Genomic DNA, 21,894 nt, shown 5'->3' with positions numbered 1-21,894 from the left:
TCGCCCGACGGCGACGACGCACCGTCAGGCGCGGTTCCTCTTCACGAACCTGACCGCCTGTGTCGCACTGTGACCTGTCCCCTGCGGAAACCCGAGGCCCGACCCGCAATGAACCTGACCTCCATACAGCTGGTCTGGACCGTCGTCGGCGGCGCAGCCCTGCTGTTCACCGCCATCCTGGTGGCGACCCTGCGCTTCAAGAACACCAAGGCCGAGGAGTCGGGTGACTCCTGGGAGCGCAGCGAGGACCGCCGCCGCCGCAAGGAGATGATCTACGGGATCTCCTCCTACGTCCTGCTGTTCTGCTGCGCCGGCGTCGCGGCCGCACTGTCGTTCCACGGTCTGGTGGGCTTCGGCAAGGAGAACCTGGGCCTCTCCAACGGCTGGGAGTACCTCGTCCCGTTCGGTCTGGACGGCGCCGCGATGTTCTGCTCGGTGCTCGCCGTGCGCGAGGCCAGCCACGGTGACGCGGCCCTCGGCTCGCGCCTGCTGGTCTGGGTGTTCGCGATCGCCTCGGCCTGGTTCAACTGGGTGCACGCCCCGCGTGGCATGTCGCACGACGGCGCCCCGGAGTTCTTCTCCGGTATGTCGATCTCGGCCGCGATCCTGTTCGACCGGGCGCTGAAGCAGACCCGTAAGGCCGCCCTCCGCGAGCAGGGCCTCGTCCCGCGCCCGCTGCCGCAGATCCGCATCGTCCGCTGGATGCGGGCTCCCCGCGAGACCTACGCCGCCTGGTCGCTGATGCTGCTGGAGAACGTCCGCAGCCTGGACGAGGCGGTCGAGGAGGTCCGCGAGGAGCGCCAGGCGAAGATGGACGCCAAGCTGCGCGCCCGGAGCGCCGACCGGCGCGAGCGCGCCGAGCTCAAGGCCATCTCGCGCCAGGGCGGCATGCTCGCCCGGGCCCGTGGCGGCCGTCAGGTGCCCGCGCTCACCGCTGCCGGAGACGGCCCGAGCGCTACGGAGCCTGCCCTAGCCGCTGACGCCGACAGCACCTCCCAGACCGGCGCCTCGTCGCTGGAGCCCGCGTCCATGAGCGCCCTGGACGCCGGCCGCCGGCCCCGCGCCGCCGTCGGTTCGTCCTCGGCCGGCTCCGCCGACTCCTCCTACACCGGTTCCTCCTCGTCCTACCGCAGCTCGACCATCGACCTGACGGCCGACGACGACACCCTGTCGATGCCCAAGCTGGACTCCCTGGAGCGCAAGCTGCGCGCCATCGAGCAGCAGCTCGGCTGAGCGCCGGCACCGGGTCTGGTCCGGGCCCGAGCCCGCAGCGAGCCTGAGCCGGGCCCGGACCCGCCCTGCTCAACCACCGAGTACTCCGCGTACTCCGCAGACGCGAGAACGCGCAACGGCCGCCCCCGGGGATGTGGGGGCGGCCGTTGTGCTTGCCGGGGAAGGCGGAAGGGCCGCTACTCGCCGGCGCTCACCAGTTCCCGCTCCTCGCCACCGTCTCCGCCCTCGGCGGCCTCGCGGCGGTTGCGCAGGACCGACGAGCCGAGCGCCAGACCGATGAAGGCGACACCGATCAGGCCGGTGACGATCTCCGGGATGTGGTACTTGATGCCGACCAGCAGGATCGCCGAGAGCGCGCCGATCGCGTAGTGCGCGCCGTGCTCCAGGTAGACGTAGTCGTCCAGGGTGCCCTTGCGGACCAGGAAGACGGTCAGCGAACGGATGTACATGGCGCCGATACCGAGGCCCAGCGTGATCATGAAGATGTCACTGGAGATGGCGAACGCGCCGACCACACCGTCGAAGGAGAACGAGGCGTCCAGGACCTCCAGGTAGAGGAAGAGGAAGAACGCGGCCTTGCCGCCCACCTGGATGATGGACTTCCCGGACTTCTCGGCCTCCGCCTCCTTCTCCTCCTCTTCCTCCAGGCCCGACTCGAAGATCGAGGACAGGCCGTTCACGACGAGGTAGGTGACCAGGCCCAGGATGCCGGCGAGCAGCACCGTCTCGGCGTGCTCCTCGGCGAAGAAGTTGGCCGCCAGCAGGAGCGCGACCAGCGCGACGACCGACGAGAAGGCCTCCAGCTTGCCGACCTTCTCCAGCGGGCGCTCGATCCAGGCCAGCCAGTTGTAGTCCTTCTCCTCGAAGATGAAGTCGAGGAAGATCATCAGCAGGAAGACGCCACCGAAGGCCGCGATGGCCGGGTTGGCCGCCTCCAGGTACTGGCCGTACGTGGAGCCGTTGAACGTCTTGTCCGAGTTGAGCGCGAGGTCGACGACCGTCGCGGGGTTGAGGTGCGCGGTGAGGCCGACCACCAGCAGCGGGAAGACCAGCCGCATACCGAAGACGGCGATCAGCACGCCGACGGTGAGGAAGATCTTCTGCCAGTACGGGTTCATCCGCTTCAACACCGTGGCGTTGACCACCGCGTTGTCGAACGACAGGGAGATCTCCAGGATGGAGAGGATCAGCACGATGCCGAATCCTTCTGCCCCCCAGAGCAGACCGGCTGCGATCAGGCCGATGACGGTGATCGCGAATGACCAGCCGAATGTGCGGAGGAACACGGGATTTGATTACCTTTCGGGCTCAGGGCGTGCCACGGGTGCGGCGTCGTCCTGAGACGCCCTGACCGGGCCGGGCCCGGTCAGGTCACCCCCGCACTGCCCTCTGTTCTTTTAATCGTTGAACGGGCTCGTCGAATGCGATTTTCCGACCTTTACTGTACGTTTACGCCGAAATCGAGGGCAATGCCACGCAGGCCGGAGGCGTACCCCTGGCCCACCGCGCGGAACTTCCACTCCCCCGCGTAGCGGTACAGCTCGCCGAAGATCATCGCGGTCTCGCTGGACGCGTCCTCGGTCAGGTCGTAACGGGCGATCTCCTGCTGGTCCACCGAGTTGACCACCCGGATGTACGCGTTGCGCACCTGGCCGAAGTTCTGCAGCCGGGACTCGGCGTCGTAGATCGACACCGCGAAGACCACCTTGTCCACCTGGACCGGAACCAGCTCCAGGTTGACCAGAACGACCTCGTCGTCGCCCTCGCCCTCACCGGTGAGGTTGTCACCGGTGTGCTCGACCGAGCCCTCGGGGCTCTTGAGGTTGTTGTAGAAGACGAAGTACTCGTCGCCGAGCACCCGTCCGCCCGAGCAGAGCAGGGCGCTCGCGTCGAGGTCGAACGGCGCACCCGTGGTCGAGCGGGCGTCCCAGCCCAGACCGATCTGCACCTGCGTCAGGTTCGGTGCGGCCTTGGTGAGCGAGACATTGCCGCCCTTGGCGAGCGTGACACTCATGTCTGTCCTTCCTCCTTGCCTCCGGGGCGCATCTCAGGTGTATTCCCCCGCGGCCCCGTCCGGCCGCTTTTGGCCGGCTGAACTTCCTGAACTCCCATCCTTCCAGTGCGTCGGGGCAGCACGGAGCCGGGGCGGCCGCCGACGCCTCGCGTCCGCGGCCGCCCCGGCCGGTGGTGCTCCGTCAGGCCACGAAGGGCCCGCGCCCGACTCAGACGTTGACGCCGAAGTCCTGGGCGATGCCGCGCAGACCGGAGGCGTAGCCCTGGCCGATGGCGCGGAACTTCCACTCGGCGCCGTTGCGGTACAGCTCGCCGAAGACCATCGCGGTCTCGGTCGAGGCGTCCTCGGAGAGGTCGTACCGGGCCAGCTCCTTGTTGTCGGCCTGGTTCACCACGCGGATGAACGCGTTGCGGACCTGGCCGAAGTTCTGGGTCCGGTTCTCCGCGTCGTAGATCGAGACCGGGAAGACGATCTTCTGTACGTCCGCCGGGACGGTCGCCAGGTTGACCTTGATGGCCTCGTCGTCGCCCTCGCCCTCACCGGTGAGGTTGTCACCGGTGTGCTCGACCGAGCCGTCGGGGCTCTTCAGGTTGTTGAAGAAGACGAAGTTTCCGTCCTTGTCGACCCTGCCCTGGTCGTTGCAGAGCAGGGCACTGGCGTCCAGGTCGAAGTCCGTACCGGTGGTGGTGCGGACGTCCCAGCCAAGGCCGACGACCACGGCGCTCAGGCCGGGAGCCTCCTTGGTGAGCGAGACATTGCCGCCCTTGCTCAGGCTGACACCCACTTGTCCTCCAAGATTCGGGAGGCACGTCGCGGTGCCCCCGTGGTGCGGTTCAAGGCGCCGGCCGGCGGTTGCCGCCGGGCCTCTGACCAGCCAACGGACCGATCGTAGTGCCGGGTTCCCGTACCGGACGGGGAACGGGCCCGGCGTGGCTGTTCGAATCTCGGCCGGACCGGGCCCGCAGGGCGTCCAGGGGGCCTCAGAGCGCGCCGAGGACCTTCAGGTACTCCTGCTCGTCGCGGGCGTCCGGCAGGTCGTTGACGACGCTCCAGCGGACCACGCCGGCCTTGTCGATCACGAAGGTGCCGCGCACCGCGCAGCCCTTCTCCTCGTCGAAGACGCCGTACGCCCGGGAGACCTCGCCGTGCGGCCAGAAGTCCGACAGCAGCGGGTACTCCAGGCCCTGCTGCTCGGCGAAGACGCGCTGGGTGAACGGCGAGTCGTTGGAGACGCCGAGCACCTGCACGTCGTCGTTCTGCAGCCGCGGCAGCTCGTTCTGGATCGCGCAGACCTCGCCGGTGCAGACGCCGGTGAAGGAGAACGGGTAGAAGACCAGGACGACGTTCTTCTCGCCCCGGAAGTCGGAGAGCTTGACCAGCTCGCCGTGCTGGTTCTTCAGCTCGAAGTCCGGAGCCTGGGTACCGACCTCGATGGCCATGGTGGGACCTTTCTGACGCGACAGTGCCGCGCGGCGGGCGCGGCGAGCCACATCCTCCCATCCGCCCGGACCGATTCCGCCGGACGAGTGAGGGCGCCGGCCCCGCACCCAGCCGCTTTCGCCCTCGGCGAACGCGCGCCCGGGCGCACCGGTACCCCGGCGACCGCGGCCCCGACCCCGGCCGACGGCGCGACCGTGACGGCCCCGAGCACACCCCCCGCCGGCGCCCCCGGCCGGGAAACGGACGCGGCCGGGCCTCACCGGAGGAAGTTCCGGCGAGGCCCGGCCGGGCCGTGCTCAGGTGCGTTCGGCGACGCCGGGGGCGGTCAGCGCTTGCCCGACTTCGCGGCCTTGGTGGCCAGGCGGGTGGCCGCCCAGTCCTTGGCGATCGCGATCGAGCTGGTCTGCGAGAGACCGGCGGTCTTGGCCGCGTCCGCGATGTCCGAGGCCTCGATGTGGCCGTCCCGGCCGGTCTTGGGCGTCAGCAGCCAGATCAGGCCGCCCTCCGCAAGGTATTCCAGGGCGTCGACGAGGGAGTCGGTGAGATCCCCGTCGTCGTCGCGGTGCCACAGCAGGACGGCGTCGGCGACGTCGTCGTAGTCCTCGTCGACGAGATCCGTCCCGGTGATCTCCTCGATGCCTTCGCGGAGGTCCTGGTCAGTGTCTTCGTCGTACCCCAGCTCCTGGATGATCTGGCCTTCTTCGAAGCCGAGACGGTGCGCCGGGTTGGACTTGTCCGCGGGGTCCGCGGTCGCGCTCACGGGAATAACCTCCAGTATTCGGCCCGGCGTCCATGCCGAGGCTGTGGCCGTAGTCCACACGGGCGCGGCGGTTCGCGCAAGTACCCGACCCCCGATCCCCTCCAAAGGTTGACGTGTCGCACCGAAACACGCCGGTCGACGTGTCGGGAATCACACCGATTTGCCCTTCTCTGCGTAGGACAAGGATGCTTCGGGTGGTCCCGGCCCACAGGGCGTACGCGTGCCCGAGATACGAACGGCATTCGGGTCCGCGCGTACGCGGGCGTAGAGTCTCCTGTTGGCCCTCACCCCGACCGCCCGCCATCGGACGGTCGGGCAACCAGGTCGGACCACCTCTGTTCGTAACACCCGGTGGTGCGCGGCGCAGGCGACAGCGCCTGAGCCGCACACCGCCAGACCGTACCGCCCACCAGGCGGAACGGTTACCGATCGGTAGAGATGACGGATCTCCGAGCGCGGTAGCACGATGGAGGCGGCGCGACACACCTCAGTTTCGACCGACAGTGAAGGAACAGCGTGGCTTCCGGATCCGATCGCAACCCGATCATCATTGGCGGCCTTCCGAGTCAGGTCCCGGACTTCGATCCCGAGGAGACCGCGGAATGGCTGGAGTCGCTTGACGCGGCCATCGACGAGCGGGGGCGCGAGCGTGCCCGCTACCTGATGCTCCGCCTGATCGAGCGCGCCCGCGAGAAGCGTGTCGCCGTGCCCGAGATGCGCAGCACGGACTACGTCAACACCATCGCCACCAAGGACGAGCCGTTCTTCCCCGGCAACGAGGAGATCGAGCGCAAGGTCCTCAACGCGACCCGCTGGAATGCGGCCGTCATGGTCTCCCGGGCCCAGCGCCCGGGCATCGGCGTGGGCGGCCACATCGCCACCTTCGCCTCCTCCGCGTCGCTGTACGACGTGGGCTTCAACTACTTCTTCCGCGGCAAGGACGCCGAGGGCGAGTCCGGCGACCAGATCTTCTTCCAGGGTCACGCCTCCCCCGGCATCTACGCCCGCGCCTTCCTGCTGGACCGGCTGAGCGAGCAGCAGCTCGACGCGTTCCGCCAGGAGAAGTCGAAGGCTCCGTACGGCCTGTCCAGCTACCCGCACCCGCGGCTGATGCCGGACTTCTGGGAGTTCCCGACCGTCTCGATGGGCCTCGGCCCGCTCGGCGCGATCTACCAGGCCCGGATGAACCGCTACCTGGAGCACCGCGGCATCAAGGACACCTCCGACTCGCACGTGTACGCCTTCCTCGGCGACGGCGAGATGGACGAGCCGGAGTCGCTGGGCCAGCTGTCGCTGGCGGCCCGCGAGGGTCTGGACAACCTGACCTTCGTGGTCAACTGCAACCTGCAGCGCCTGGACGGCCCGGTCCGCGGCAACGGCAAGATCATCCAGGAGCTGGAGTCCCAGTTCCGGGGCGCCGGCTGGAACGTGATCAAGCTCGTCTGGGACCGCAGCTGGGACCCGCTGCTCGCGCAGGACCGCGACGGCGTCCTGGTGAACAAGCTCAACACCACGGTGGACGGCCAGTTCCAGACCTACGCCACCGAGACCGGCGCGTACATCCGCGAGAACTTCTTCGGCAGCGACCTGCGCCTGCGCAAGATGGTCGAGAACATGACCGACCAGCAGATCCAGCACCTGGGTCGCGGCGGCCACGACCACGCCAAGGTGTACGCGGCGTTCAAGGCGGCCCGCGAGCACAAGGGCCAGCCGACGGTCATCCTCGCCCAGACCGTCAAGGGCTGGACGCTGGGCCCCAACTTCGAGGGCCGCAACGCGACGCACCAGATGAAGAAGCTCACGGTCGAGGACCTGAAGCGCTTCCGCGACCGCCTGCACATCCCGATCACGGACAAGCAGCTGGAGGAGGGCTACCCGCCCTACTACCACCCGGGCCGTGACTCGGAGGAGATCCAGTACATGCACGACCGCCGCAGGGAGCTGGGCGGCTACGTGCCGACCCGCAAGGTGCGGCCGCGCCAGCTGGAGCTGCCGGGCGACGACGCGTACAAGGCGGTCAAGAAGGGTTCCGGCAACCAGACCATCGCCACCACCATGGCGTTCGTCCGGGTGCTCAAGGACCTGATGCGGGACAAGGGCATCGGCAACCGCTTCGTGCCGATCGCGCCCGACGAGTACCGCACCTTCGGCATGGACTCGCTGTTCCCGTCGGCGAAGATCTACAACCCGCTCGGCCAGACCTACGAGTCGGTCGACCGCGATCTGCTGCTGGCGTACAAGGAGTCGCCGACCGGCCAGATGCTGCACGACGGCATCTCCGAGGCCGGCTGCACCGCCTCGCTGATCGCCGCCGGCTCGTCCTACGCCACCCACGGCGAGCCGCTGATCCCGGTGTACGTCTTCTACTCGATGTTCGGGTTCCAGCGCACCGGCGACCAGTTCTGGCAGATGGCCGACCAGCTGGCCCGCGGCTTCGTGATCGGCGCCACCGCCGGCCGCACCACGCTGACCGGTGAGGGCCTGCAGCACGCCGACGGCCACTCGCACCTGCTGGCCTCGACCAACCCGGGCGTCGTCGCGTACGACCCCGCGTACGGCTTCGAGATCGCGCACATCGTCCAGGACGGTCTGCGGCGGATGTACGGCTCCAGCGAGCAGCACCCGCACGGCGAAGACGTGTTCTACTACATGACCGTCTACAACGAGCCGATCAAGATGCCGGCCGAGCCGGAGAACGTCGACGTCGAGGGCATCCTCAAGGGTCTGCACCGGTACGCGCCGGCCACCGCCGGCCAGATCCCGGCGCAGATCCTCGCCTCCGGTGTGGCGGTGCCGTGGGCCCTGGAGGCCCAGCGCATCCTCGCCGAGGAGTGGAACGTCAAGGCCGACGTCTGGTCCGCGACCTCCTGGAACGAGCTGCGCCGCGACGCGGTGGAGGCCGAGGAGTTCAACCTGCTGCACCCGGAGGAGACGCAGCGCGTCCCCTACGTGACGCAGAAGCTCCAGGGCGCCGAGGGCCCGTTCGTCGCCGTCTCCGACTGGATGCGCGCGGTGCCGGACCAGATCTCCCGCTGGGTGCCGGGCCAGTACCAGTCGCTGGGCGCCGACGGCTTCGGCTTCGCCGACACCCGTGGCGCGGCCCGTCGCTTCTTCCACATCGACGCGCAGTCGGTCGTCCTGAGCGTGCTCACCGAGCTCGCCAAGCAGGGCAAGGTCGACCGCAGCGCCCTGAAGGACGCGATCGACCGCTACCAGCTGCTGGACGTGGCGGCGGCCGACCCGGGCGCCGCCGGCGGCGACGCCTGATCCACAGTCGGACACCGAAGGGCCGGACCTCCTCGACGGAGGTCCGGCCCTTCGGCATGTGCGGCACTCGAACGGTCTTCGGTTCGGACGCACGGCGGCCCCGGACTCCGCGGAGTCCGGGGCCGCCGTCGCGCGGGGCCGGTCAGATGTGGACGGCCGGGCCCGCGTCGGTGGTGCCGCGGCGGGTGAGCAGGCCGAGCAGGGCGGCGGCGAAGGCCACCACGGAGGCCACCGCGAAGGCGAGCGACATCCCGCTGACGAAGGAGTCGTGCACCGCGCCGGCCATCGCGTCCACCGCCTGCTGCGGGGTGCCGGCCGGGGCGGGCGGGGCGATGCCGAGCTGGGCGGCCTGGTTGAGGCCCTCGGTCTGCGCGGGCTCGACCGGCGGCAGGCCGGCCCTGGCCCAGTTGCCGGGCAGCACGTCGGTGACCCTGGCGGCCATCAGCGCGCCCAGCACGGCGGTGCCCAGGCTGCCGCCGACCTGCATCGCGGCCTGCTGGAGGCCGCCGGCCACGCCGGACAGCTCCAGCGGGGCGTTGCCGACGATCACCTCGGTGGCACCGACCATGACCGGGCTGATGCCCAGGCCCATCAGCACGAACCAGAGCGACATCACGCCGGTGCCGGAGCCCGCGTCCAGGGTGGACATCCCGAACATGGCGGTGGTGGTGACCAGCATGCCGGCCACGATCGGGATCCGCGGGCCGAGCTTGCCGATGGCCAGGCCGGCCACCGGTGATCCGACGATCATCATGGCGGTCATCGGCAGCAGGTGGACGCCGGCCGAGACCGGCGACATCCCGTGGACGTTCTGCAGGTAGAAGGTCACGAAGAAGATCGCGCCGAAGAAGGCGAACGCCATCAGCACCATCAGCAGGGTGCCCGCCGACAGCGGCACCGAGCGGAACAGGCCGAGCGGGATCAGCGGCTCGCGGGCCACCCGCTGCCAGAGCGCGAAAGCCACCATCAGGACCACCGCGCCGCCCAGGAGCAGCAGCGTGGAGGCGTTGCCCCAGCCCCACTCGGGCGCCTTGATGATGCCGAAGACCAGGGCGAACATCGCCACCGAGAGCAGGGCGATGCCGGGCAGGTCGAAGGACTTGGCGGCCTTCTCGGCCCGCACGTCCTGGAGGATCCAGACGCCGAGGGCCAGCGCGATCAGGCCGACCGGGATGTTGATGAAGAACACCGACTCCCAGTTGACGTGCTCGACCAGCAGACCGCCGACGATCGGGCCGGCCGCGGTGGAGGCTCCGATCACCCCGCCCCAGATGCCGATCGCCATGTTGAGCTTCTCGGCCGGGAAGGCCCCGCGCAGCAGGCCGAGCGCGGCCGGCTGGAGCAGCGCGCCGAACAGGCCCTGGAGCACCCGGCAGGCGATCACCGTCTGGATGTTGGTGGCGAAGCCGATCGCGGCCGAGGTGGCGGCGAAGCCGACCGCGCCGACCAGGAAGGTGTTCTTGTGGCCGAACCGGTCACCGATCTTCCCCGCGGTGATCAGGAAGACCGCCAGCGCCAGCAGATAACCGCTGGTCACCCACTGGATCTCGGAGGGCGCGGCCTTCAGGTCGGCCTGGATGACCGGGTTGGCGATCGCGACGATCGTGCCGTCGAGGGCCACCATCATGACGCCGACGGCGACGGTCAGCAGGGTCAGCCAGGGGTGTCCCTTCAGCCGGTTCCCGGACGGGGGCCGGTGTGGCGGCTCCACGCCCGGCTGGGCGTTCTTGACGGCGGACTGGCTCATCTGGGGCCCTCCGGGGCATGGCAGAGAACAAACGTGGTCGTGGCGCCCCGGCCCACCCGTCCCCACGAGTCACCCGGCCCGACGGACGCCACTTCCGGCAGATTATGTCAGCCACTGACATTCGGCAAATGGTGACTTCTGACTTCAGCTGACATTTGTCAGAGCGCTAAGGTTGTGATCACACCCCTCCCGCACCACCGCCCGGAAGGCCCCCGCCATGGCCGCTCAGACCTCGCCCCCCGCCACCGCCCCGGACGGCAGAACCGCCGACGGCACGGCCCCCGGCGCGACACCCGATCCGGCCGCCGACCACACGCCCGACCGCACACCGGACCACCCGGCCGACCGCGCCTCCGGCCGACCGCCCGGGCTGCGCGAGCGCAAGAAGCAACGCACCCGGGACGCCCTGGTGCACGCCGCCCACGGGCTCTTCCTCACCCAGGGCTTCGCCGGGACGACCGTGGACGAGATCGCCGCCGTCGTCGACGTCTCGCAGCGCACCTTCTTCCGGTACTTCGCCAACAAGGACGAGGTCGCGCTCGCCGTGATGGCCGACGCCGAGGACTACTTCATCGAGTGCCTGCGCCGCCGCCCGGCCGAGGAGAACCCGCTCCAGGCCCTGCGCGCCGCGATCGTCCAGTCCTGGCGCGACCTGGGCTCCGGCGACCTCGGCGGACCGGGCTCGATCACCAGCGCGCTGGAGCTGGTGCGGCTGATCGAGGAGACCCCCACCCTGCTCGCCGCGCACCTGCGCCGGATCACGCAGCAGGAGCGGATCGTGGTCACGGTGATCGCCGAACGCGAAGGGCTGGATCCGGCCGAGGACCTGCGTCCGACCGTACTGGCCGCCGTCTTCGGCAGCGTGCTGCGCTCCGCCCACCTGTCCTGGTGCGACGACCAGGAGAAGTGCGGCCCGGAGGCCATGATCACCCTGATCGAGCGTCATTTCGACCAGCTCGGCCCCGCCCTGGCCGGCGACTGGCGGCACTGAGGACCGGCGGACCAGGGCGGGCCGCCGTCCGGTCGCACCCGGGGCACCGGGTCATACCGGGGTACTACCCGGGATCCCGGCCCCCGGTCGGACGACGGCGGCGCCCGGCCCGCCTACCCTGGCGGGATGATCGACCCGCCCCCCGGACCGGCCCGGAGCGACCCGCTGCGGGCCCTGCTCGCGCCGCTCGCCCGACCGTCCGCCGACCGCACCCCGATGCTGGCCAACGCCTCCAGCCGGTGGGTCCGTTACCTCCCCTACGTCCTCGCACTGGCCGCCTTCACCTCCCTGCTGCCCAACTCGATCAACGTCCTCGCGCACGACTACAAGCTCGCGACCGGGCTCGCCGCGGGCCTCGCCATCGCGCAGACGGCACCGCTGCTGCTGACGCCGAGCCGCCCGCTGGCCGCCTGGTGGGTCATCGGCGGCACCAACCTGCTGACGTCCCTGCTGATCCTGACCACCGGGCGGGGGACCTCCTCCGCCTGGCCCTGGCCGGCCACCAGCATGGTCGGCTATCTGCTGCTGATGCTCCCGCTCGCCCTCCGCGAGCCGCGCCGCACCCTGCTCTCCGTCTGGCTGGCCACCGCCGCCGCCAGTCTCGCGCTCTCCCTGGCCGGCGCCACGGCCGAGGTCGGCAGCGACAACAGCATGCTCGCGGTGGTCCTGACCGGCGCGGTCCTGCTGCTCGGCGGAGCCCTGCGGGAGCGGGCCGAGGCCCAGCGGCTGCTCACCGAGCAGGAGCACATCAGCGAGGCCGAACGCGAGCGGCGCACCCTGCTGGAGGAGCGCGCCCGGATCGCCCGCGAGCTGCACGACGTGGTCGCCCACCACATGTCGGTGATCGCCGTCCAGGCCGCCAGCGCCCCCTACCGGATCACCGGAGTCCCGGACGACGCCGCCGAGGAGTTCACCGCCATCGCCGGCACCGCCCGTGAGTCGCTGGCCGAGATGCGGCGGCTGCTGGGTGTGCTGCGCAGCGAGGAGTCCACCACCGAGAAGGTGCCGCAGCCCGGGGTGGGGCAGCTGGCCCAGCTGGTCGAGACGGTCGCCCGGGCCGGGGTGCCGGCCGAACTGTCCGTGGCGCCCGAACTCGACGACGCCCTGCCGCAGGCCGTCGGACTCTCCGTGTACCGGATCGTCCAGGAGGCGCTGGCCAACGTCGTCCGGCACGCCCCCGGCGCGCGGGTCTGGGTCTCGCTGGCCGTGGACGGCCCCGCGCTGCTGGTCACCGTGGTGAACGGCGCCCCGCCCGAGCGCGTCGAGTCCCTGGAGGCCTCGGCCGAGGGCACCGGCCACGGTCTGGTCGGCATGCGGGAACGCGTCCGCCTGCTGGATGGCAGGCTGGACACCGGCCCGCTGCCCGACGGCGGCTTCAAGGTGGCCGCCGTCCTGCCGTTCGACACCCCCCTGGAGACATCCGCATGACCATCCGCGTGATCATCGTCGACGACCAGGCGATGGTGCGGGCCGGCTTCGCCGCCCTGCTCAACGCCCAGAGCGACATCGATGTGGTGGGCGACGCGGCGGACGGCGCGCAGGCCCTGGAGGTCACCGGCCGCACCCATCCGGACGTGGTCCTGATGGACGTCCGGATGCCCGTCATGGACGGCCTGGAGGCGGCCCGGCGGCTGCTCGACCCGGCCGTGCCCGGCGCGCACCGCCCCAAGGTGCTGATGCTGACCACCTTCGACGTGGACGACTACGTGTACGAGGCCTTGCGCGCCGGGGCCAGCGGCTTCCTGCTCAAGGACGCGCCCCCGGCCGACCTGATCGCCGCCGTCCGGGTGGTCGCGGCCGGCGAGGCGCTGCTCGCCCCGTCGGTGACCCGCCGGCTGATCGAGGACTTCGCCCGGACCAGGCCCGCCAGGCGCCGCGACCCCAAGCTGCGGCTCAACGGCCTGACCCCGCGCGAGACCGAGGTGCTGGAGCTGATCGCGCGCGGCCTCTCCAACCAGGAGATAGCCGCCCGGCTGGTGCTCGCCGAACAGACCGTCAAGACCCACATCGGCCGCATCCTCGCCAAGCTCGACCTGCGCGACCGCGCCCAGGCCGTGGTGCTCGCCTACGAGTCCGGCCTGGTGACACCTGGTCAGTAGCACTTCCCCCCTCGTGATACCCGGGTAGTACCCGGGAGTTGGCCCCGCGGTGTGACGCCCGCGGGGCCGCCGCATTCCTACCTTCCTCTCCGTCGAGACCGAACGGACAAGGGAGACAAGGGACATGCGGCAGCAGCGCCCCCAGAACAGGTCCACACGTCTGCGCCGGGCGCTCACCGCCGCCGCGGTGGCCCTGGCCGCCGTACTGGGCTCGGGCGGCTGGGCCGCCGACACCCAGCACGCCCTCACCGGACCGCCACCGGGCAGCACCGCCTGGGTGGCGGACACCACCCTCGGGATCCGCCTGCCCGACCCGGCCACCGCCACGCCCGCCGAGGTGGCCGCCTTCTTCGCCGGCCTCACGCCGGCCCGGCGGGACGCGCTGGCCGTCCGCCACCCGCTGGTGGTCGGCAACCTGGACGGCGCTCCCGTCCAACTGCGCTACCGGGCCAACGCGCTGGCCCTGACCGAGGAGCGTGGCCGCGAACTGGCCCGCGCCACCGACCCGGCGCGCACCCCGCAGGACCACGCCGCCGCCCGCGCCCGCGCCGAGCGCTACCGCACCCTGCTCGACGGCGGCCGGCAGATCCTCGCCTTCGACCCGCGCGGCCGCGGCCAGGTCGCCGAGGTCTACGGCGACCTGGCCACCGCCCGCCGGACGGCCGTCGTCGTGCCCGGCTCCGACATCGACCTGCTGAGCTTCGACCGCGCCACCGACCCGTACGGCACCCCGGCCGGGATGGCCCGCGCGCTCCACGACGCGACCGGCCGGCGGACCGCCGTGATCGCCTGGGCCGGCTACACCACCCCGGTCGGCGTGGGCCCGGACGCCGCCACCGAGAAGCTGGCCCACGCCGGGGCGAAGCGGCTGGCCCGGCTGCTCGACGGACTCGCCGTCACCACCGGGCCCGACGCGCCCGCCACGGTGTTCTGCCACAGCTACGGCTCGGTGGTCTGCGGGCTGGCCCGGCCGGGGCCCGCGCAGTCCTCAGGGGTGGTGGTGCTCGGCTCGCCCGGGATGGGCGTCGACTCGGCCGCCGATCTCGACCCGGAGGTCCCGCTCTGGGCCACCGCCCGCAACGGCTCCGACTGGATCGGCAACGTGCCGTTCGTCTCCGTCCTGGGCCTCGGCCACGGCGCCGACCCGACCGGCCCCGCCTTCGGCGCCCGCCCGCTGCCCGCCACCGGCTCGCACGGCCACACCGGGTACTTCGCGCCCGGCACCGCCTCCCTCGCGGCCTTCGCCGACATCGCCCTCGGCCGCTGACGAGCCGCGCCCGACCCGCCCGTCCCGCCCGTCCCGCCCGTCCCGCCCGTGCCACCGTGAGGAGCACCGCCATGGCCCACCCGCTCACCGCCCTGCGCCGCGCCGCCCACCAGGTCGACGCCCGCACCCCCGAGACCCGCGACCGCGCCCTGGACGGGCTGCGCGCCCTCGCCCTGCTCGCCGTCCCGGTCGGCCACTGGATGCTCGGCGGCTTCACCCTCTCCCCAGACGGCGCGCTGCACAACGCCAGCCCGCTCGGCTCGCTCGGCTTCTTCGCCCCGCTCAGCTGGGTGCTCCAGATGCTCGGTGTGTTCTTCCTGGTCGGCGGCCACTCCACCGTCCACTCGCTGGAGCGGGCCCGCGCCAAGGGCGTGACGTACCCGGGCTGGCTGCGCGGCCGGGCGGTGCGGCTGCTGCGCCCGGTGCTCGGGGTGACGGCCGTCTGGGCACTGCTGATCCCGCTGCTGGAGCGGCTCGGAGTGCCGGGCGACACCGTCCGGACCGGCTCGGTGCTGGTGGTGCAGCCGCTCTGGTACATCGGCGTCTACCTGGGGCTGACCGCGCTCACCCCGCTCTGTGTGGCGGCCGGCCGCCGGCTGCGCGGCTGGTCGGCGGGCGCGCTGGTGGCCGTCGTCGCCCTGGTCGACCTGGGGCGGTACGGCCCCTGGGCGGACGCGGTGCCGTCCTGGGTAGGGCTGGTGAACGTGCTGCCGGGCTGGCTCTTCGGCTACCAGCTGGGCGTGCTCTGGGCGCAGGGCCGGCTGCGCCGCCCGGCCGCGCGGCTGCTGCTGCTCGGCGGCGGTGCGCTGTTCGCCGTACTGCTGCTGGTCTTCCACTACCCGGCCAGCATGGTCGGCGTGCCCGGCGCCGAGCGGACCAACTCGCACCCGCCGTCCCTGCTGGTCCTGGCGCTGGCGGCGGTGCAGTGCGGCGCGGCGGTCCTGCTGCGCGAGCGGCTCGGCCGGCTGCTGGGGCGCCGGCCGCTGCTCTGGCTGCCGGTGGTGGCCGTCAACCTCTCGGCGATGACGATCTTCTGCTGGCACCAGAGCGCGATGCTCGCCGTCGCGGTGCCCGGTGCGGCGGCCCTGGGCGCGGTGCCGGGGCTGACCACCGCACCGTCGACTCTGGGCTGGGTGGCCGCCCGGCTGGCGCTGCTCCCGCTGTTCGGCGCCGTCCTGGTGACGATCGGGTGGTTCACCCGCCGGTTCGACGGGCCCTGGACGGCGTTCTCCCGCGTCTGGAAGGCCGTGGCCGGGGCCGCGGCGGCGCTCTTCGCCGCGTACGCGCTGGGTCTGGTCTGACCAGCGCCGGAGCGGCCTCCGCCCCGGAACGCAGTGCGTTCCGGGGCGCGGTGTCGGTCCGCTGCCCTACCCTGCCGCCATGGTGACGTTCGATGAGTTCCGCGCGATGGCGCTGGCCCTGCCGCAGGCCGTCCAGGAGCCGACCTGGGAGATCGAGACGCTGCGGGTCCACTCGAAGATCTTCGCGATGGGCTCGCCGGACGGCGGGACGGTCAGCGTGAAGGCCTCCCGGGAGGACCAGGCCGAGCTGCTCGCCGCCGAGCCCGAGGTGTTCTCCTTCCCCCAGTACGTCGGGCGGCACGGCTGGGTGGGCGTCCGGCTCGACCTGGTCGACCCGGACGAGCTGCGCGACCTGCTGACCGACGCCTGGCGGCGCACCGCACCGAAGCGGCTCGTCAAGGAGTTCGACGCGGAGGCGGCCCGGTGACGCCGCCCGGACACCGGCGGTTCATGTGATGCTAAACACAGTTTAGGGCGGGTCCATCACTCCTCCGGGCGCCCTAGGCTTGCGAAGGGAAGTTGGCAGTCGTAGCACCCTCCGGGCCCCCGCCCGCGGAACGGTGACGGGCCCCTAGGGAGTTGACGCGATGCGCCGTCGGCGGTGGAAGCGTGTACTGATCGGCGCCTTCGCGGGTTGCGCCGTGCTCGCCGACGCCGGTGCGGCGGCGGCCCAGGCCGCCGCGTCCACCGAGCAGTTGGCGATCTCCACGCCTCCGGCCGGCAGCGCCGCCTGGGTCGAGGACCACTCCTTCGGCCGCGGTCTGCCCGACCCGGCCACCACCACCCCGGCCGCCGCCGCCGAGTTCTTCACGTCGCTCGCCCCCACCGAACTGGACCGGCTGATCCAGGACTACCCGCTGGTCGTCGGCAACTTCGACGGCGCCCCGGTGGAGCTGCGCTACCGCGCCAACCGGATCGCCCTCGCCGCCGAGCGGGACCACGCCCGGGACCGCGCCAACAACCGGAAGCTCGACTCCGACCTGCGCGCGCTGGCCGTCTCCCGCGCCAACGACATCGAGCACCTGCTGGCCCCCGACCGCCAGGTCCTCGCCTTCGACCCGCGCGGCCGCGGCCTGGTCACCGAGGTCTGGGGCGATCTCGCGGACGCCGACCGGATCTCCGTCCTGGTCCCCGGCTCGGACGCCGACCTCGGCCACTTCGACCAGACCGCCGAACCGCTGCGCTCCCCCGCCGGGATGGCCCGCGCGCTGTACGCCGAGGAGCGGCGGCAGTCGCCCCGCACCCGGACCGCGGTGATCGCCTGGACCGGCTACGTCACCCCCTCCGGACTCGGTCCGGACGCCGTCACCTCGCGGCTCGCCGACGTCGCCGCGCCCCGGCTGGAACGGCTGCTCGCCGGGCTGAAGGAGACCACCCGGCCGGACGCCCCGCCGTCGCTGCTCTGCCACTCCTACGGCTCGGTGGTCTGCGGCAACGCCGCCCCCGACATCCCGCGGGCGGCCGCCTCGCCGTCCGACACCTCCGGGGTCACCGACCTGGTGGTGTTCGGCAGCCCCGGCATGGGAGTGCAGACCACCTCCGAACTGGGCGCCGGCGTGCACGTCTGGGCCACCCGCAACGGCAGCGACTGGATCGGCAACGTGCCGTACCTGGAGGTCGGCGGGCTCGGCCACGGCGCCGACCCGACCTCGGCCGGCTTCGGCGCCGAGGAGATCTCCTCCGCCCGGGCCTCCGGCCACAACGGCTACTTCACCGAGGGCACCGACAGCCTGCACAACTTCGCGGCCATCTCGCTCGGCCACTACGACGAGGTGGTCCGCCCGACGGCCGGGGCCTGAACCCTCCGCTCCCTGGCGGACTGCGGCCGGTCGGACGCCCTGCCCCGGCCGGGGGCCGCCCCGCGGTCCGGGTAGAGCCGGGCGGCCTCGGCGGCGACCCTGGCCATCTCCCGCCGGGCGGCGGGCGGTGAGAGCACCTCGGCGTCCCCGCCGAAGGAGAGCAGCGAGCGGACGGCCGGCAGCGACTGGAAGCCCAGGGCGAGCTCGACCCACTCGTCGGCGGGCCCGGTACCCCACTCGGGCGGCGGCGCGGTGAGCCTGGTCCCGTGGAGACGGATGAACATGTCCAGCCGGGCGCGCCGCACCCGGACCTTGACCGACACCTCCTTGGGCAGCCGTTCGACCTGCTCGCGCAGCACCGCCCAGACCTCGCCCAGACCGAGACCGGGACGGCGGCGCACCGGCTCCTCGGCGGTCTCGGCGGCCAGCACCCGGTCGGCCCGGAACAGCCGGGGCTCACCGCGCAGATCGGCCACCAGGTACCAGACGGCCGCCTTGCTCACCAGGCCGTACGGGTCGACGGTGTACTCGGCGGGCCCCGAGGTGCCGCTGTGCCGGTAGCGCAGCCGTAGCCGGCGGTCGGCGAAGACGGCGTACTGCAGCTCGCCGAGGTCCGGTCCGGCGGGCACGCCCGCCTGGAGCCAGCGGGCCGGGTCCACCAGGACGCGCTCGCTGATCCGCTCGGCGGCCGGGCGGTGCGGGGCCGGCAGCGCGGCCATCACCTTGCGCAGCGCCGAGCCGAGCGCGCCGTCCAGCCCGAGGTCGCTGTGCGCGCCCTGGGCGGAGAGCACGAACAGGGCGCGGGCCTCGTCGGCGGTGAGCCCGCTGACGTCGGTGCGGTAGCCGGGCAGCAGGTTGATCCCGCCGTGCCGGCCGCGTTCGGTGTAGACGGGGACGCCGGCCGCCGAGAGCGCCTCGACGTCGCGGTAGATGGTGCGGACCGACACCTCCAGGCGCTCGGCCAGTTCGGTGGCGGGCACCCGGCCGCAGGTCTGGAGCAGCAGCAGGATGGAGAGCAGGCGGTCGGCCTTCATGGCACGAGGATCCCAGAAACCCTGACGCCGGTTGTCAGCTTTTACCGGGAGATTGCCGGAACGGGGGCCGGACCGGCCGGCCCCCGCACCGGACCGCCGGCGCCCGCACCGGGCGCGCGGCTACTCGCGGCCGACCGAGGTGAAGGCCATGTTCGGGTAGCGGTCGCCGGCCACCTTCGCCGCGACCGGCTCCAGCGCGGCCAGTTCCTCCGCGGTGAGCCGCAGCGTCGCCGCGGCGGTGTTCTCGGCGAGCCGGCTGCGCTTGCGGGTGCCGGGGATCGGCACCACGGCCAGGCCGTGCACCTCGGCGCGCTGGTGCACCCAGGCGAGCGCCACCTGGGCGGCGGTGATCCCGCGCGCCGCCGCGATCTCCCGGATCGGCTCCAGCAGCGCGGTGTTGGCGGCCGCGTTCGCCCCGCTGTACCGGGGCTGGGTGCGGCGCACGTCGTCCGCCGCCAGTTCCTCGGCGGCGGCGAACGAACCGGTCAGGAAGCCCCGGCCGAGCGGCGAGTACGGCACGAAGGCGACGCCCAGCTCGGCCGCGGCCGGCACCGCCGAGCGCTCGACGTCCCGGGCGAAGACCGACCACTCCGACTGCAGGGCCGCGATCGGGTGCACCGCGTACGCCTCGCGCAGTTCGGCGCCGGTCACCTCGGAGAGGCCGAGGTGACGCACCTTGCCCGCCCGGACCAGCTCGGCCATCGCGCCCACCGACTCGGCGAGCGGCACGGCCGGGTCGCGGCGGTGCATGTAGTAGAGGTCGATCACGTCCACGCCGAGCCTGCGCAGCGAGGCGTCCGCGGCGGCCCGGATGTACGCCGGGTCGTTGCGGATGCCCCGGTGGGCCGGGTCGTCCTCCTTGCGCTCGATGGCGAACTTGGTGGCGACCACCACCCGGTCGCGGTTGGCGCGGACGAACGGACCGATCAACTCCTCGTTCCGGCCGAAGCCGTAGGCGTCGGCGGTGTCGAAGAGGGTGACGCCCGCCTCCAGGGCGGCGTCCAGGGTGGCGAGCGCCTCCGCGGTGTCGGTCGGGCCGTAGAACTCGCTCATGCCCATGCAGCCGAGGCCCTGGACGCCCACGGACGGACCGTCGGTGCCCAGCTGGGTGGTGGGGAGGGTGGGGAGAGTCATGCGCTCTGCTTCTTCCTCTGCTGGCGGCGGGCCGGTTCGCCGCGGTCGGCGATCTTCCCGGCATAGAGATCGATCTTGTAGTCGAGCACGGCGAGGGTCGCGTGCAGGTCGGCGATGCGTTGCCGGACCTCCTCGCGGTGGGCGACCAGCAGGTCGCGCCGTCCCTCGAAGGTCCGCTCGCCCTGGCGGGCCAGTTCGACGTACCGGAGCATGTCGGCCACCGTCATTCCGGTCAGCCGCAGCCGGCCCAGGAAGGCCAGCCGGTGCAGGTCGGCGTCGCAGTAGCGGCGCTGGCCGGAGGCGGAGCGGTCGACCGGGTCGAGCAGACCGATCCGCTCGTACCAGCGCAGGGTGTGGGCGGTCAGTCCGCTGGCCGCCGCGACCTCGCTGATGCTGTGCCGCGGGGTCCGGTCCGGGTCGCCGACCGGCTGGTTGAACACGTCGGAACAGGTGCGCGGGTCGACCTCGATCGGCGCGAGCGTTGCCATGATCGGAACCCCCAGTGGTGAGCGGTGTCTACGACGCTAGCGAGTTGGAGTGCACTCCAAGCAAGCCTCCCACGCGGGTGCTCGGACCACCCGGTTAGAGTCGGGCCCATGGAGAGCTTGCGGATGATCGAGAACTGGCCGGTGCCCAACGCCGCGGCGGCGGTGGTACGGGGCGCGGACGGCGCGGTGCTCGCCGGACACGGCCCGCAGCAGCACCTGTTCCCGCTGGCGTCGGTGACCAAGCTGCTCACCTCGTACGCCGTCCTGGTCGCGGTCGAGGAGGGCGTCTTCGAGCTGGACGACCCGGCCGGGCCCGCGGGTTCGACCGTCCGCCACCTGCTGGCACACACCTCGGGGCTGGCCTTCGACGAACAGCGGGTGATGGCCGAGCCGGGCAACCGCCGGCTCTACTCCAACGCCGGCTTCGACGTGCTGGCACAGACCCTGACCCAGGCGTCCGGCATCGAGTTCGGCCGGTACGCCGCCGAGGCGGTGTTCGAGCCGCTCGGCATGCGCTCGACGCTGATCAACACCGCGCACAAGTCCCCCGCCGGAGCCGGCGGTCTCTCCACCGTGGGCGATCTCGCGCTGTTCGCGGCCGAGTTGCAGGCGCCCAAGCTGCTGGACCCGTCCACCGTACGCACGGCCACCCGCGAGGTCGCCTTCCCGGGCACCAGCGGTGTCCTGCCCGGCTTCGGCCACCGCCGCCCGAACGACTGGGGCCTCGGCTTCGAGATCCGGGACGGCAAGGCGCCACACTGGACGGGCACCGCCAACTCGCCCGCCACCTTCGGCCACTTCGGCCAGTCCGGCACCTTCCTCTGGACCGACCCCGAGGCGGGCGTGGCCTGCGTCGCGCTCACCGACCGGGACTTCGGCCCGTGGGCCGCCGAGTCCTGGCCGCTCCTCAGCGACGCCGTCCTGGCCGAACTGCGCGGCTGAGCAAGCCCGGTGGGCGCGCCGCACCGGCCGCCCACCGCGGGCCCCGCTCGGGCCTGTCGTCGAACTCCCGTCGTCCGCCCGGAGGGCGGGCGTGGCGGCGTTGGGGTGCGTGCATCGCAAGGCGGAGGAGGGAGCCACTGCGGTGGGGGTACCTCCCGGCCGGAGGCTGGGGGCCATCGGCGACCGACGACAACGCGGCGTGGGGGCACCTCCCGGCCGAAGGCTGGGGGAGTGCGTGCCCCAACGCCGCCACGCAGGCGGGAGTTCGACGACAGGCCCTAACCTTGTCGTTTTACCTCCGGTGATCGGCTTGAGGTTGTTCGATCTGGTCACCCACATGGGGATCTGCCGGACACGGCGACGACCTCCGTTTCACGC

General features: G+C 72.1%; 19 protein-coding genes. 10 read left to right on the top strand and 9 right to left on the bottom strand.

All coding sequences use genetic code 11. The features are described from left to right. Positions 1–108: 108 nt before the first annotated feature. Positions 109–1,233, top strand: a complete 1,125-nt coding sequence (locus tag ACIQIB_RS18150) for a DUF2637 domain-containing protein (RefSeq protein WP_363607113.1) — start codon at positions 109–111, stop codon at positions 1,231–1,233. A 176-nt stretch (positions 1,234–1,409) separates the two neighbouring features. Here the strand turns inward: ACIQIB_RS18150 and ACIQIB_RS18145 are convergent, their stop codons facing one another. The 5 genes from ACIQIB_RS18145 to ACIQIB_RS18125 form a co-directional block, all read right to left on the bottom strand. Then, positions 1,410–2,519, bottom strand: a complete 1,110-nt coding sequence (locus ACIQIB_RS18145) for a DUF475 domain-containing protein (RefSeq protein WP_400758945.1) — start codon at positions 2,517–2,519, stop codon at positions 1,410–1,412. A 152-nt stretch (positions 2,520–2,671) separates the two neighbouring features. Beyond that, the gene (locus ACIQIB_RS18140) at positions 2,672–3,247 is read right to left on the bottom strand and encodes a TerD family protein (protein WP_363607116.1); all 576 of its coding nucleotides are present in this window, start codon (positions 3,245–3,247) and stop codon (positions 2,672–2,674) included. Between the two features lie 208 nt (positions 3,248–3,455). Next, positions 3,456–4,031, bottom strand: coding sequence for a TerD family protein (locus ACIQIB_RS18135; RefSeq protein ID WP_400652129.1), 576 nt, complete (start codon positions 4,029–4,031; stop codon positions 3,456–3,458). Between the two features lie 196 nt (positions 4,032–4,227). Further along, the gene (locus ACIQIB_RS18130; RefSeq protein ID WP_363607120.1) at positions 4,228–4,686 is read right to left on the bottom strand and encodes a peroxiredoxin; all 459 of its coding nucleotides are present in this window, start codon (positions 4,684–4,686) and stop codon (positions 4,228–4,230) included. Between the two features lie 326 nt (positions 4,687–5,012). Continuing rightward, positions 5,013–5,447, bottom strand: a complete 435-nt coding sequence (locus ACIQIB_RS18125; protein ID WP_363607122.1) for a DUF3052 domain-containing protein — start codon at positions 5,445–5,447, stop codon at positions 5,013–5,015. Positions 5,448–5,963: 516 nt separating this feature from the next. Between ACIQIB_RS18125 and aceE the strand changes: the two genes are divergently transcribed. After that, positions 5,964–8,714, top strand: a complete 2,751-nt coding sequence (gene aceE / locus ACIQIB_RS18120; protein ID WP_363607124.1) for a pyruvate dehydrogenase (acetyl-transferring), homodimeric type — start codon at positions 5,964–5,966, stop codon at positions 8,712–8,714. A 142-nt stretch (positions 8,715–8,856) separates the two neighbouring features. On the opposite strand, the gene ACIQIB_RS18115 is transcribed toward aceE, so the two are convergent. After that, positions 8,857–10,461, bottom strand: coding sequence for an MFS transporter (locus ACIQIB_RS18115; RefSeq protein WP_363607126.1), 1,605 nt, complete (start codon positions 10,459–10,461; stop codon positions 8,857–8,859). 217 nt (positions 10,462–10,678) lie between these two features. Here ACIQIB_RS18115 and ACIQIB_RS18110 point away from each other — a divergent pair, with 217 nt between their 5' ends. The 7 genes from ACIQIB_RS18110 (at position 10,679) to ACIQIB_RS18080 (ending at position 17,918) form a co-directional block, all read left to right on the top strand. After that, entirely contained in the window at positions 10,679–11,452 is a 774-nt protein-coding gene (locus ACIQIB_RS18110; RefSeq protein WP_363607128.1) for a TetR family transcriptional regulator, read from the top strand. Between the two features lie 126 nt (positions 11,453–11,578). Continuing rightward, positions 11,579–12,880: a sensor histidine kinase gene (locus tag ACIQIB_RS18105; protein WP_363607130.1), complete on the top strand. Its 1,302-nt coding sequence runs from the start codon at positions 11,579–11,581 to the stop codon at positions 12,878–12,880. Continuing rightward, on the top strand, positions 12,877–13,551 hold the full coding sequence (locus tag ACIQIB_RS18100) for a response regulator transcription factor (RefSeq protein ID WP_363607132.1): 675 nt from the start codon (positions 12,877–12,879) through the stop codon (positions 13,549–13,551). Before ACIQIB_RS18105 ends, ACIQIB_RS18100 begins: the two co-directional genes overlap by 4 nt. A gap of 124 nt (positions 13,552–13,675) precedes the next feature. Next, entirely contained in the window at positions 13,676–14,818 is a 1,143-nt protein-coding gene (locus ACIQIB_RS18095; protein ID WP_400758940.1) for an alpha/beta hydrolase, read from the top strand. 71 nt (positions 14,819–14,889) lie between these two features. Further along, positions 14,890–16,119 carry an acyltransferase gene (locus ACIQIB_RS18090; protein WP_400758938.1) on the top strand — a complete coding sequence of 410 codons (1,230 nt, stop codon included), beginning with the start codon at positions 14,890–14,892 and terminating at the stop codon, positions 16,117–16,119. 79 nt (positions 16,120–16,198) lie between these two features. Beyond that, positions 16,199–16,546 (top strand): MmcQ/YjbR family DNA-binding protein, encoded by a 348-nt coding sequence (locus ACIQIB_RS18085; RefSeq protein ID WP_363607138.1) that lies wholly within the window; start codon positions 16,199–16,201, stop codon positions 16,544–16,546. Positions 16,547–16,706: 160 nt separating this feature from the next. Continuing rightward, positions 16,707–17,918 carry an alpha/beta hydrolase gene (locus ACIQIB_RS18080; protein WP_363607140.1) on the top strand — a complete coding sequence of 404 codons (1,212 nt, stop codon included), beginning with the start codon at positions 16,707–16,709 and terminating at the stop codon, positions 17,916–17,918. Here the strand turns inward: ACIQIB_RS18080 and ACIQIB_RS18075 are convergent. The 3 genes from ACIQIB_RS18075 to ACIQIB_RS18065 all read right to left on the bottom strand — a co-directional run bounded on the left by ACIQIB_RS18075 (position 17,882) and on the right by ACIQIB_RS18065 (position 20,574). Continuing rightward, on the bottom strand, positions 17,882–18,952 hold the full coding sequence (locus ACIQIB_RS18075) for a helix-turn-helix transcriptional regulator (RefSeq protein WP_400758936.1): 1,071 nt from the start codon (positions 18,950–18,952) through the stop codon (positions 17,882–17,884). The two genes, ACIQIB_RS18080 and ACIQIB_RS18075, sit on opposite strands and share 37 nt — an antisense overlap. A gap of 120 nt (positions 18,953–19,072) precedes the next feature. Continuing rightward, positions 19,073–20,086 (bottom strand): aldo/keto reductase, encoded by a 1,014-nt coding sequence (locus ACIQIB_RS18070; protein WP_400758934.1) that lies wholly within the window; start codon positions 20,084–20,086, stop codon positions 19,073–19,075. Continuing rightward, the gene (locus tag ACIQIB_RS18065) at positions 20,083–20,574 is read right to left on the bottom strand and encodes a MerR family transcriptional regulator (RefSeq protein WP_363607146.1); all 492 of its coding nucleotides are present in this window, start codon (positions 20,572–20,574) and stop codon (positions 20,083–20,085) included. The genes ACIQIB_RS18070 and ACIQIB_RS18065 overlap by 4 nt, the downstream gene beginning before the upstream one ends. A 108-nt stretch (positions 20,575–20,682) precedes the next feature. Between ACIQIB_RS18065 and ACIQIB_RS18060 the strand changes: the two genes are divergently transcribed. Further along, a complete protein-coding gene (locus ACIQIB_RS18060; protein WP_363607148.1) occupies positions 20,683–21,516 on the top strand; it encodes a serine hydrolase domain-containing protein in 834 nt (277 codons plus the stop codon). Positions 21,517–21,894: the final 378 nt, after the last annotated feature.

Source organism: Kitasatospora sp. NPDC092286, assembly GCF_044755565.1.
Lineage (GTDB): Bacteria > Actinomycetota > Actinomycetes > Streptomycetales > Streptomycetaceae > Kitasatospora.
The sequence above is the reverse complement of the archived record's forward strand: the minus strand, read 5'-3'. Positions and strand labels throughout refer to the sequence as shown.